10 protein-coding genes are annotated in these 12,609 nt (G+C 37.5%); 8 read left to right on the forward strand and 2 right to left on the reverse strand.

Annotated features, from left to right (window positions below; genetic code table 11):
- Positions 1–36: 36 nt before the first annotated feature.
- The 8 genes from SKM54_RS00355 (at position 37) to SKM54_RS00390 (ending at position 9,110) form a co-directional block, all read left to right on the forward strand.
- A complete protein-coding gene (locus SKM54_RS00355) occupies positions 37–1,260 on the forward strand; it encodes an MFS transporter (protein WP_321089496.1) in 1,224 nt (407 codons plus the stop codon).
- Between the two features lie 112 nt (positions 1,261–1,372).
- Positions 1,373–1,894: a cupin domain-containing protein gene (locus SKM54_RS00360; RefSeq protein ID WP_321089497.1), complete on the forward strand. Its 522-nt coding sequence runs from the start codon at positions 1,373–1,375 to the stop codon at positions 1,892–1,894.
- A gap of 20 nt (positions 1,895–1,914) precedes the next feature.
- The gene (locus SKM54_RS00365) at positions 1,915–2,727 is read left to right on the forward strand and encodes an alpha/beta fold hydrolase (protein WP_321093546.1); all 813 of its coding nucleotides are present in this window, start codon (positions 1,915–1,917) and stop codon (positions 2,725–2,727) included.
- A gap of 21 nt (positions 2,728–2,748) precedes the next feature.
- A complete protein-coding gene (locus SKM54_RS00370; protein ID WP_321093548.1) occupies positions 2,749–3,543 on the forward strand; it encodes an SDR family oxidoreductase in 795 nt (264 codons plus the stop codon).
- Between the two features lie 9 nt (positions 3,544–3,552).
- Positions 3,553–4,344, forward strand: a complete 792-nt coding sequence (locus SKM54_RS00375; RefSeq protein ID WP_321093550.1) for an aspartate dehydrogenase — start codon at positions 3,553–3,555, stop codon at positions 4,342–4,344.
- 18 nt (positions 4,345–4,362) lie between these two features.
- A complete protein-coding gene (locus SKM54_RS00380; RefSeq protein WP_321093553.1) occupies positions 4,363–5,829 on the forward strand; it encodes an aldehyde dehydrogenase in 1,467 nt (488 codons plus the stop codon).
- Positions 5,830–5,877: 48 nt separating this feature from the next.
- On the forward strand, positions 5,878–7,518 hold the full coding sequence (locus SKM54_RS00385) for a thiamine pyrophosphate-binding protein (RefSeq protein ID WP_321089503.1): 1,641 nt from the start codon (positions 5,878–5,880) through the stop codon (positions 7,516–7,518).
- A gap of 389 nt (positions 7,519–7,907) precedes the next feature.
- Positions 7,908–9,110 carry a hypothetical protein gene (locus tag SKM54_RS00390; protein ID WP_407060886.1) on the forward strand — a complete coding sequence of 401 codons (1,203 nt, stop codon included), beginning with the start codon at positions 7,908–7,910 and terminating at the stop codon, positions 9,108–9,110.
- Positions 9,111–9,175: 65 nt separating this feature from the next.
- Here SKM54_RS00390 and SKM54_RS00395 read toward each other — a convergent pair whose 3' ends face one another.
- Together SKM54_RS00395 and SKM54_RS00400 are read right to left on the reverse strand one after the other, a co-directional pair.
- Entirely contained in the window at positions 9,176–10,561 is a 1,386-nt protein-coding gene (locus SKM54_RS00395) for a coiled-coil domain-containing protein (RefSeq protein ID WP_321093555.1), read from the reverse strand.
- Positions 10,562–10,647: 86 nt separating this feature from the next.
- A complete protein-coding gene (locus tag SKM54_RS00400) occupies positions 10,648–11,931 on the reverse strand; it encodes a ribonucleotide-diphosphate reductase subunit beta (protein ID WP_154772951.1) in 1,284 nt (427 codons plus the stop codon).
- Between the last annotated feature and the right edge of the window lie 678 nt (positions 11,932–12,609).

Below are 12,609 nucleotides of genomic sequence, written 5' to 3' on the forward strand. Positions count from 1 at the left end.
GGAATATCACTTAGCGCATATTCGAAGGAACGTATCATGGAAAGTGAAACTAAGACAGGTATAAAACATTGGACACCAGCCATCATTTTGATGATCTGCGTTGTTCTCGCATTTTTTGACAAGATTAGTATTGCAGTATTGTTTTCCGATTCTACATTTTTAGATGTAATGGGAATTGGTAACGACAAGGCAAAACTAGGATGGCTAATGACCAGTTTCTTGCTGGCATATGGTTTTTCATCAATGTTCTTAAGTTTCTTGGGAGATATTTTTTGTCCTAAGAAAATGTTGTTTTGGAGTGTAGCTTCATGGGGTTTACTCATGTTAGCAATGGGATTTACCTCAGACTTCACAACACTTGTTGTACTTCGAATTTTACTTGGTTTAGCTGAAGGTCCTTTGTTTGCATTGGCATATACCATTGTTAAGCAAACCTATACTGATCGTCAGCAAGCTCGTGCATCTACAATGTTTTTACTAGGTACACCAATTGGTGCTTTCCTTGGTTTCCCAATTACTGCATATGTTTTAGCTCATTACGATTGGCATTCAACATTCTTTGTAATGGCAGCATTAACACTTGTTGTTATGGCATTGGTTTACTTCGGTTTACGTAACTTAGAGTTAAAACGTACTGTCGATTTAGCGGGTGTTGCTAAGCGTGTGAATTTTAAAGAGCACCTAGCGAATACTAAAAAGCTTCTTACCAATAGTGCATTCTGGCTTATTTGTATTTTTAACATTGCCTTGATGACTTATTTGTGGGGTCTAAACAGTTGGGTGCCGTCATATCTTATTCAAGACAAAGGCTTCAACTTGAAAGAGTTTGGTATTTACTCAAGCTTCCCATTCATTGCGATGTTGATTGGTGAAATTGTAGGTGCTGTCTTCTCTGACAAGCTTGGTAAGCGTGCAATTCAAGTGAGTGGTGGCTTATTTGTCGCGGGTATTTTCATGTACCTAATGGTTATTGCAACAAATCCAATGGTCGTAATTTTAGCAATGTCATTAAGTGCGATGGCTTGGGGCTTTGGTGTTGCTGCGGTATTTGCATTACTTGCCCGTATTACAACAGCAGACGTTGGTGCTACAGCAGGTGGAATCTTCAATGGTTTAGGTAACTTTGCCAGTGCAGCGGCTCCAGTCATTATTGGTGCAATTGTGATGCAAACAGGCAGTTTCAATTTAGGTATTACATTCCTTGCTGTAGTTGCAGTCGTTGGTTCGTTCTTCCTTGCTCCATTATTGAAGCGTTACTAAAACTAAAAGTTTACTTGTCACAAGCTGTGATTGGAAAACAAGAATTTAACAAACGGACTGATGAAATCAAAAGTTATTACGATTCAGTCCAAAACTTAAAGGAGTGAGTTTCATGTCAACTCAACAATTTGAATCTTGGAAACAACCAGAAGACAAAACTTTAGAAGAGTGGATTGGTGGACGTATTGCTCGCTTTGAAACTCGTAAATACGATTTTGATGCTTTGAAATTCCAAGCAGATTACGATCCTAAATATCGCCGTGCTCAAATGCGTTATATGGGTACTGGCGCTACAGGTGTAGCGAGTGATAGCAACACAGTTCCTGCGGAAAACTTTACATTTTCAACAATGGTTCTACCACCTCAGTGTGAAGGTCCATTGCATATTCATCATGATGTTGAAGAAGTGTTTTTCATGCTTCGTGGCGAAATTGATTTGTTCATTGAGCATGAAGGTCAGAAATTTTCTACACGTTTAAAAGAGCGTGATTTGATTTCAATTCCACCTGGTATTTACCGTGGTTTGTTTAACCCAGGTACTGAAGATGCGTTGATGTGTGTGATGTTAGGTACAGGAAAGCCAACAATTCCGAACTACCCGCCTGAGCATCCATTGTCTCAAATCGAGCGTTAATTTATTTAGGATTCGAAGTCATGACTTATATCGCACAACTCGCACAAGTTGAATTGAAAACTGTTCAATTTAATGGCGTGAAGCAGTCTTACAGAGAAGCAGGACAAGGTAAAACTTTGGTATTGCTCCACGGTATTAGTTCCGGTTCAGGTTCTTGGATCAGACAACTTCAAGATTTAAGCCATGACTTTCATATCATTGCTTGGGATGCACCAGGCTATGGAGAATCTGATTTATTAAATACAGCACAACCCAATGCAACTGATTATGCAAAGCGTTTAAAAGGCATGTTAGATGCATTGAATTTAAACAATATTATTTTAGTTGGGCATTCATTGGGTGCATTACAGGCAGCAGCATTTAATGCTTTATACCCTGAATGCGTAAATGCTTTAGTTCTTGCGAATGTAGCGCAAGGATATAAAGATTTTGATGCTCAGAAACAACAAGATGTTTTTGAAAAAAGACCGAAAATGTTGAAAGAACTTGGTGCAACGGGAATGGCTAATTCACGTGGACCTTATTTAGTTGCACATGCAACACAAAATGCGATGGAACTGATTACCGCTGTTATGCAAGACATCAGCTTAGATGGTTTTACGCATGCATCTTATTTATTGGCTTACGACTCAATACAAAGTTATTTGCGAGAACAGCAAAAAAATACGCATGTGGTAATGGGCATGTCAGATGGCATTACACCTGCACAAGATATTCAAGCATTGGCAGATACATATAAATTCGGTCATTGCTATCAAATTGAAGATGCTGGGCATTTGAGTTATCTCGACCAAGCAGAGCAATTTAATCAAATTTTATTATCGCTTAAGTAAGCGTTTATGTGAGTTAAGGATATGAGCTTCCAATTGAATGGAAAAAATGCAGTTGTTACAGGTGGCTCGTCGGGTATTGGGCTAGCAACAGTTGAATTGCTTGTTGCTGAAGGTGCCAATGTCGCATGGTGTGGGCGTAATGAACAACGCTTAGCGGAATCGAAAGAATTTATTTTATCGCGTTATCCAAATGCAAAAGTATTAACAGCAACTTGTAATGTTTTAGATAAACAAGACGTTATTCAATTTGCAAACAACGTTGAAAAAGAATTTGGTGGTGTAGATATCTTAATTAATAACGCAGGTCAGGGACGTGTTTCAAACTTTGAAAACACGGAAGATGAAGATTGGCTAAAAGAAATTGAGCTGAAATATTTTAGCGTATTACATCCTGTAAAAGCATTTTTACCGGCTTTAAAACAGTCGAATTTTGGTTCTATTACCAACGTAAATTCACTACTTGCGTTACAGCCAGAGCCTCACATGATTGCGACTTCTTCAGCACGTGCTGCTTTGTTGAACTTAACGCATTCGTTGGCACATGAGTTTTCTCAATACAACATTCGCGTCAATTCAATTTTATTGGGCATGGTTGAATCTGCACAATGGAAACGCCGTTTTGCAGACCGTTCTGACCAAGATCAATCTTGGGAAGAATGGATTGGCAATATAGCGAAAAAACGTGGCATTCCAATGGCACGTTTAGGTAAGCCTGAAGAACCAGCTCGCGCGCTTGTTTTCTTAGCATCACCATTGGCTTCATACACAACAGGTTCAACCATTGATGTGTCTGGCGGCTTCAATAAGCATCTATAAGGTGAATATATGAAACAGTTAATGATGATTGGATTTGGAGCAATGGCAAATGAAGTGTGTAGTCATTTGCCAAAAGATCTTGAATTGAAATGGGTGGTTGTACCTGAGCGTAGTGTTGACGCTGTAAAGCAAAAGGTCGCAGCAGATGTACATGTCATTTCTAAAATCGATGACTGTTTAGGTGAGCCTGATTATGTCATTGAGGTTGCAGGGCAAGCTGCGGTTAAAGAACATGCTTTAGATGTGTTGAAACGCGGTTGGACGATTGGTCTGATTTCTGTAGGCACATTGGCAGATCCTGCATTTTTCGAAAAATTGCAAAAAACTGCGGAAAAGTCAGGGGCACATCTTCACTTATTAGCAGGTGCAATTGCAGGAATTGATGGCATTGCCGCAGCGAAAGAAGGTGGACTTGAGAAAGTGACTTATAAAGGTTGTAAAAGCCCAAATAGCTGGCGTGGTAGTTATGCAGAAAAACTCATTGATTTAGATAACGTAAAAGAAGCAACAGTATTTTATACAGGAACAGCCCGTGAAGCTGCATTGAATTTTCCTGCAAATGCCAATGTGGCGGCAACCATTGCTTTAGCTGGCATTGGTATGGATGAAACGATGGTAGAGCTTACGGTCGATCCAAATATTAGTCAAAACAAACACACCATTGTGGCAGAAGGTCGCTTTGGTCAAATGAGTATAGAAATGATTGGTGTGCCTTTGGAAAGTAATCCGAAAACATCAACATTGGCTGCATTGAGTGTCATTCGTGCATGCAGAAATAGCGTAGACGCAATTCAGATTTAAAAGGGATAGGTGAGTGCCATGGTAAAAGAAATTTATATTGCAGGTGAGTGGCGTCTTGGTCGAGGGAATGTGATTCAAAGCCTATTTCCAGCAGATAACTCAGTAAATGCCGAAATTTCAACAGCAACTTTAGAAGATGTTGAAGAAGCGATTGTAAAAGCAGATCAAGCTTGGCGTAAGCCCGAATGGCGTAATTCATTACCGCATGAGCGTGCAAAAATTTTATATCGCGTGGCAGATATTATTGAGTCACGTGCCGATGAACTTTCAAAACTGCAAACACGTGACAATGGTAAACCTTTATCTGAAACACGTGCTTTAGTGATGAGTGCTGCGGCAACTGCACGTTTTAATGCGGCTGCATGTGAAACTTTTAATGAAGAGTTAACAACTCAACGCGCACCAGATTTCATGACCATGAGCGTGTATGAGCCTGTTGGTGTGGTTGCAGCAATCACACCTTGGAATTCACCGATTGCCAGTGAAGTACAAAAACTTGCACCTGCAATTGCAGCAGGGAATGCAGTTATTTTAAAACCTGCTGAAGCGACATCACTGATTGCGTTAGAGCTTGCGAAAATTTTTGAAGAAGCAGGCTTACCAAAAGGTATTTTAAGTGTACTTGTTGGTCGTGGTTCAGTAATTGGTGATGCGATTGCACAACATCCTTTGGTACGCAAAATTTCATTTACAGGTGGTACAACGACAGGTCGTCATTTAGCGCATATTGCAGCAGAAAAACTGATTACGACTTCGTTAGAGCTTGGTGGTAAATCACCAACAATTGTATTCCCAGATGCAGATATTGAAATTGCTGCAAAAGGGATTGCTTACGGTATTTTCAGTTCGGCTGGTCAGGCATGTATTGCAGGTTCACGTTTATTTATTCATCAATCTATTTATGAGCAATTTTTAAAACGCCTTGTTGAAATTACCGAAGGTTTACGCGTAGGTCATCCTGAAACACCAAATGTTCATATGGGTTCGCTGATTAACCAAAAACATTTGGAGTCTGTGCATCGTTATGTAGAACTTGCAAAGTCTGAGGGCGGAACAGTTGTCACAGGTGGTGAAGCCATTACTGACGGTGAATTTGCCAAAGGTAGTTTCTACAAACCAACCATTATTACAGGCTTAAAAAATAGCGCGCAAACATGCCAAGAAGAAATTTTTGGACCTGTTCTTGTAGTGATGTCTTACGACAATGAACAAGACTTAATTGAGCAAGCAAATGACAGTTGCTTTGGCTTGGCAGCTGGTATCTGGACTGAAAGCTATCGTAAAGCATGGAAAATTGCCCGTACTTTAGAAGTCGGAACAGTATGGATTAACACCTACAAAAAATTCTCGATTAGTGCGCCATTCGGTGGCTTTAAAGACAGTGGGATTGGTCGTGAAAAAGGTCGTCTAGGCATTTTGTCTTACATGCAACAGAAAAGCATTTATTTAGGTTTAAACGAACAAGCAAACCCTTGGTCTGATTAATACACATTGAAGGTTGTATTAGAAATTTAAAATTTAAGGAATGAAAAAATGACAGAAAGAGTAAATGTAGGCGAAGCAATCGCACGTGTATTAGAACAGCACCAAGTAGATAGTATTTATGGGGTAATTTCTATTCATAACTTACCTATTGCAGATGCAGTAGGTCGTCGTGAAAAGATTCGTTTTGTTGCAGCACGTGGTGAAGCTGGTTGTGTGACCATGGCAGATTCACATTCACGTTTTACAGGTTTAGGCGTTGCACTAACCAGTACAGGTGCAGGCGCGGGTAATGCTGTAGGTTCACTGATTGAAGCAATGAATGCAGGAAGCCCAGTATTGCATTTAACAGGTCAAGTAGAACGTGAATATTTAGACCGTGATGCAAGCTTCATTCATGAAACCAAAGACCAGCTGACTTTCTTAAAAGCATCAAGCAAAGCTGCATTTCGTATTACCAGCCCAGACAATGCGGTAGGTGTCATTCGTGAAGCCATTCGTGTGGCAACCACAGTGCCAATGGGACCTGTTAGTGTTGAAATTCCAATTGATGTTCAAGCAGCAGAAATTGATTTACCTGCAAACTTAGGTCCTGTAAAAGCGCTACAACTTCCTATTGCTGAAGATGCAGAAGTAAGTTTAATTGCAGATGCGATTAAAACTGCAAAACGTCCAGTATTTTGGATTGGTGGCGGTACTTTAAATGCAGTTGAAGAAGTTAAAGCCATTGCAGACTTAGGTATTCCTGTTGTGTCATCTACGCATGCACGTGGTGTTTTGGCAGATAATCATCCACGTACATTAGGCGCATTCCATAACTCAGCAGCTGTTGAAAAATTACTACAAGATGCAGATTTATTGGTTGTGGTGGGGTCACGCTTACGTAGTAATGAAACCAAAACTTATTCGGTGGTGTTCCCTGAAAATATTATTCAGGTCGATGCAAATCCAGTCGCACAACAACGTAACTACAAAATTGGTCAATTTGTTTGTGCAGATGCAAAAGACACGCTTGCACGTGTTGTAAATGCATTATCAGGCGTATCAAAAGTAGATGCAGCTTACGATGCAGAAATTAAAGCAGCTCGTGAAAACGCAATAGAAGCTTTACGTACGCAAATGGATCAATATGCCCTCATTTGTGATCATTTACGTGCAGCACTTCCTGAAGATGGCATTTTTGTTCGTGACATTACAATGTCGGGAAGCACTTGGGGAAGCCGTTTATTCCCAGTCCAAACACCAAATAAAAATATTCACTCACTTGCAGGTGCAATTGGCTTAGGTCTTGCACATGCCATTGGAGCATCTATTGCAAACCCAACAAAGAAAGTTGTTGGCTTAGTGGGTGATGGTGGCTTAATGCTTGGTATTGGTGAAATTGCCACAATGGCACAAGAAAATACCGACATGGTTCTTATGGTCATGAATGATGGTGGTTATGGCGTAATGCGCGGCATTCAAAATAATTACTTTGGTGGTCGTCAATATTTCAATGAATTGCACACACCAGATTATCAAGCCTTAGGTGAATCTATGGGCGTGAAAAGCTGGAAAGTGGGCAGTGCTGAGGAGTTCAAAACTGCAATTCAAGAAGCGATTAATTTGAATGGTCCAGCCGTGATTGAGCTAGATATGAATTCTATTGGTCCGCTTAAATTTGCAGGTCCACCACAAAAGAAATTGTATTAATTTGAAATAATCATTCATCATAAATTTTACTGAGTATTTAATACGTTAGGTGCTCAGTTCTTTGAATAAAAAATGAAAATAAGTAAAGACCGTCCAAAAAATAAGTGAAATTAAGAGATCAATAAATTTTAGTCTTTACTAAAAAGTGTTCAGTTTAGGTAGGTAAATTACTTAAGGAACATAAACGTGGAAAGGAAATCTTCAGAAAGTTGTATCTAAAAATAGACGACTCACTGAAAACTTTAGTGTTGTTTTGAATTATTAAGATACTGAAGTTTAAGCACCATTAGCGAATCTATTTAAAGCTAATTTTTTTTACATAACATCTGATACAAACAAAGTTTTATATGTAAAACATATGGATTGAGTGTGTATCGAAGGGGTAAACTATGAAAAAAGTACTGTTAGGGACAACTGCACTCTTACTTATGGCATCAGCAAGTCCATTGTTACATGCGAAAGATGATCCTTTAGAGTGGAAGAGTGAAGATGGAGCAAACTCATTTAAAGTAGGTGGTGTACTTCGTTTTAATCATCGCTATGAACAGTGGGATGAGAGTACAAACCGTGGTGCAGGTAAATTAGATTTCGATATTTTCCGTTTAGATTTAAAAGGAAATTATGGAGATTTTTATTTTAACGCAAGTCCAATCATTCAAGATCAAGAAATGACATCTATTGAAAAGGCTTATGTTGGATACAAAATAGATGAGAAGCAAAGCATAGAAGCAGGTTTGGTTTATAAACCATTTGCAATTTATCCATATCCACAAAATGGTTGGACATATCACATTCCATTTTTCTTAGGTTATGGCAACAACATTGCGCCTGGTGTGAATTGGAACTTTGACAATGCTAATTGGGATGTAAAGTTGGGTTATTACCCACGTATGCTAGATGCAGACTTACGTTATTCACCTGAAGCTGCAACTTTTGATGATTTATCAGAAAATCATTTACCGTTCCAATCTGGATACCAAAACGAAAAACGCAACCAGTTTAATGCGCGTGTTGTGCATAAGTTTGATACGGAAAGTCTTGGTAAACACGAAGTTGGCTTCTCTGGCTCAATTTCAGAGTTATATAACACAGAAACAAAAGATGATGGTAAATATCATGCTGTAGGTATTCATACAAACAGTAATTATAAGCGTTGGAATTTACAATCATCGATTATTCAGTATGAATACGATGCTAAAAACCCTGAAGGTGTTGATAACAATAGAACACTCATGGGTGCAAATGGTTTAACACCATCGTACTTTATTGCTTCTGAAGGGACTGTATCTAGTGTAAATCTTGCTTATACATTACCAATTAAGAATATGGGTAAGTTAAAAGCAGTTCGTTTTTACAATGACTACAGCTACTTAGATAAAGCGAAAAGTGACTGGAAATCATCTCAAATGAATACAACAGGTGCGATGTTCATTGCAAAGCCGTTTATGGTATGGGCTGATTATACTTGGGCTAAGAATGCGAACATTTTGGGTGGTGCACAAAATGGTACAGGCTTAACTTCTGGACAAGACTCTAAGTATTCAGATAAGTGGTTATATCGTGTAAATCTTAATTTAGGATTTACGTTCTAAGCACTTAAATATAAAAAAGCCCTCAATTGAGGGCTTTTTTATATTTAAATAATTTGTGGTGATTGTTATTTTTTATTTATTGGTCGTTTTAATTGTAAAGGTATATTTATGTTGGATTTATTATCTTCATTTTTTTCAGTTTGAACGAATTCTTGATACCTTTTAAATTCAGAATTAAAGTAATCCCGTATTAATTGCATTTTATATTTAATTCTATGCTCTTGTTTTTCATCTTCTTGTGAGTTTTGATATTCACTATCTGCAATGTCTCGAGCAAGAACACTAATTTTTGATAGAGTTAACTCTTGTTGTTGTACTTCCATTAGATACCTAAGCATTTTATATAGTAAAGCAATTAAAATTGATACCAATGTTATTATTAATAAGGTTAATGGTAAGCGTTGTATTATCAAAACATAAGCTTGTTCTAAAGTATTAATATTTTCTGAACTTGCAAGCGATGTGATATTTAACCAAGCACACATAAATAATATACATAACATTAATAATGGTATGGTACATAACCAATAATATGTTCTTTTTGATTCATTAGTTCTTTGATTAAAACCTATTAAATTATCAGGAACTAAGTTTACTTCTTTAGCTAATGCTTCTTTTCGTTCCTTTAATTTTGATATTTCATTCTCAATATCTTGATTATCTTTTTTTAAGTTTTCGTTATTCGAATTTAATCTATCTAATTCTGTGTTTTTAGCGGAAATCTGAGATTCTAAAGTTGCTTTTTGTGTATCTAAATTTTGTATAATAGATTTTAAGTCACCTTTAGTAGTTTCTAAACTTTTAATATTTTCCTCTAACTCCTCAATTAAATTTTCTTTTTCTAAAATATATTGATCAGTTTCATTTTTCTTTTGATTGAGTTCACCTCTACCATTGTTAATTTCAAGTTTGAGCTCGTTGAACTCGCTTAAGAAATTATCGCGATCATTATATAGATTTTTTAGATAATCTAATTCCTTATTAAAATCTTGTAAATTTAAGCCAAAAATCCATAAATTAGAGATGGTTATAGATTTTTGTTTTGAGGAAAATAGTACGGTTTTATCATAGATTATATTGAAGCTAGAAATAGCATCTTTAATTGTAAAAACAATTCGACCTTTATCATTTAGTTTTTCAGCAGTTATTTTTTTGGAAATATTAGTTATTGTTGTGTAATTTAACTCAAATTTACCTAATTTTTCAGGCTTAAATCCTATCGTATCTACGAAGATAAAGTCATCAAATATAATCCTTCCTATCTGATTAGATAATTTATATTGTGTTGTCTCATTTTTAAAAAGTTTAACTAACTGATTAGTATTTTCTATTTTTGTATTTGATAAGTTTTTTGCTTGGTAAACTTCAACGAACAACTCTTCATTTACTTCTTTGCTTAATAACTCATCTGTCTTAGTATTTATTAACTCGATATCAACTTGTAAACTCATTTCTGCCCCGTTTTTAAATTTGTTATAAAGCAATAAAAAAAGGGAGGGATTAACCCTCCCTTTTTAGAAATAAATCTAAAAAGCTATTACCAGCTTAACGCGCCACCAGTTTGGTAATCCGTTACGCGAGTTTCAAAGAAGTTCTTCTCTTTACGTAAGTCCATCATTTCAGACATCCACTGGAACGGATTCGTTACACCAGCAAATTGTTCAGGTAAGCCCAACTGAGCTAAACGACGGTTAGCAATAAACTTCAAGTATTCTTCCATCATCGCGGCATTCATACCCAATACACCACGTGGCATCGTGTCACGCGCATATTCGATTTCAAGCATAGTACCTTCAAGAATCATTTGAACGATTTCTTCTTGGAATTCAGCAGTCCAAAGACTAGGGTTTTCGATCTTGATTTGGTTAATCATATCGATACCAAAGTTCAAGTGCATAGATTCATCACGTAAAATGTATTGGAATTGCTCAGCAACACCGTTCATCTTATTACGACGACCCATAGATAAAATTTGGCTGAAACCACAGTAGAAGAAAATACCTTCAAGAACACAGTAGAATGCGATCAAGTTGCGAAGCAAAATTTGGTCGTTTTCAGGTGTACCTGTTTTGAAAGTAGGGTCGCTTAAAGATTGAGTATATTTCAAGCCCCAAGCTGCTTTACGAGCTACAGACGGAACTTCACGGTACATGTTGAAGACTTCGCCTTCATCCATACCTAAAGATTCGATACAGTATTGGTAAGCGTGCGTATGAATCGCTTCTTCAAATGCTTGACGTAAAATGTATTGACGGCATTCAGGGTTAGTAATATGACGATAAATCGCAAGAACTAAGTTGTTTGCAACCAAAGAATCGGCAGTAGAGAAGAAACCTAAAGAACGCATAACAATGGTACGTTCGTCTTCAGTTAAGCCATTTTCAGACTTCCAAAGCGCGATGTCGTGGTTCATGTTAACTTCTTGAGGCATCCAGTGGTTTGCACAACCATCTAGATACTTTTGCCAAGCCCATTCGTATTTAAATGGTACAAGTTGGTTCAAGTCAGCACGACAGTTAATCATTGCTTTGTCGTCAACTTGTACACGCTGAGCACCCATCTCAAGTTCTTCAAGACCAGGTGCAACATCTAAAGTTTCTAAAGCGTTAGATGCTCTTGCCAACGGATCGGTTGAATCTGTTGATGTTCTTGCAGCGGTGCGAGCGGGCTGTGGAGCTGCCACACTCGACGGTTCGTTGCGCTCATCAGATACAATCTGCGAATTAGTCGTTTTTTGCGGTTCGACGGGCGCAGACTTGTGTTCAGGTGCAGCCGGTTTTTGCGAATCATCTTCGAAATCGTCCCAACTTAGGATAGACATATTAAATTCTCTCTTCGTTGCTTTATATCTTTTATTTAGACATCTAACTTACGAAGTTCAGATGTCCCTACTATACGCTTAATTTGTGTAAGCAAAATTAAGTTTTACCAAGCTTTGTTTTAATCTTGTTCGAAAAAAGCAAAGTTCCACACTACTTATTTTGATTACGCTTTTGTTCTCTTGCTTTTACCCAAATGTAGCCAAGCGGGATATAAAACAAAACAAAAAAGGAAATGACCAAGGCTGCTAGTCCTAACATGTAGTTATGAGTCATATGAAGCATGGTTGTTTCCTTGTATTTAAGTTAAGAGGCTTTTCAGCCTCTTAAGTTTTACCACAAGCTTAATTGGGCTTGATTTGGATAGCTTCTGCAATGAGCTTGCACTTTTTCCCAACGATTAAATCGAAAGCGAATATAGTTACAAACACTAACAGGCTTATCCAGTGAGCAACTTATTCTCATCAGCATTTCCTTTTTGTAAAAGATGCTTTCAGAGGAGTGACTCGAACCCTAAACTTTGCTAAAGTATTCTTTGTTAAGTCGTCGAAAAATTTAACATCGAATACTTTAGTCATTCAGGGAAGTATTTCCTCTGAAAGCTTGGGTTTTCAAAACAATGGTCTGTCACTTGTGATAGGCCATTTTTTATTGCTTAAATTTTATAAGTCTTTAAATCC

The sequence above is a fragment of the Acinetobacter faecalis genome (assembly GCF_034187745.1).
Classification (GTDB): domain Bacteria; phylum Pseudomonadota; class Gammaproteobacteria; order Pseudomonadales; family Moraxellaceae; genus Acinetobacter; species Acinetobacter faecalis.

Excerpts from the sequence above, each read along its gene's own strand:
- SKM54_RS00355 (WP_321089496.1), top strand. The coding sequence starts at position 37 with ATGGAAAGTGAAACTAAGACAGGTATAAAACATTGGACACCAGCCATC.
- SKM54_RS00360 (WP_321089497.1), top strand. The coding sequence starts at position 1,373 with ATGTCAACTCAACAATTTGAATCTTGGAAACAACCAGAAGACAAAACT.
- SKM54_RS00365 (WP_321093546.1), top strand. The coding sequence starts at position 1,915 with ATGACTTATATCGCACAACTCGCACAAGTTGAATTGAAAACTGTTCAA.
- SKM54_RS00370 (WP_321093548.1), top strand. The coding sequence starts at position 2,749 with ATGAGCTTCCAATTGAATGGAAAAAATGCAGTTGTTACAGGTGGCTCG.
- SKM54_RS00375 (WP_321093550.1), top strand. The coding sequence starts at position 3,553 with ATGAAACAGTTAATGATGATTGGATTTGGAGCAATGGCAAATGAAGTG.
- SKM54_RS00380 (WP_321093553.1), top strand. The coding sequence starts at position 4,363 with ATGGTAAAAGAAATTTATATTGCAGGTGAGTGGCGTCTTGGTCGAGGG.
- SKM54_RS00385 (WP_321089503.1), top strand. The coding sequence starts at position 5,878 with ATGACAGAAAGAGTAAATGTAGGCGAAGCAATCGCACGTGTATTAGAA.
- SKM54_RS00390 (WP_407060886.1), top strand. The coding sequence starts at position 7,908 with ATGAAAAAAGTACTGTTAGGGACAACTGCACTCTTACTTATGGCATCA.
- SKM54_RS00395 (WP_321093555.1), bottom strand. The coding sequence starts at position 10,561 with ATGAGTTTACAAGTTGATATCGAGTTAATAAATACTAAGACAGATGAG.
- SKM54_RS00400 (WP_154772951.1), bottom strand. The coding sequence starts at position 11,931 with ATGTCTATCCTAAGTTGGGACGATTTCGAAGATGATTCGCAAAAACCG.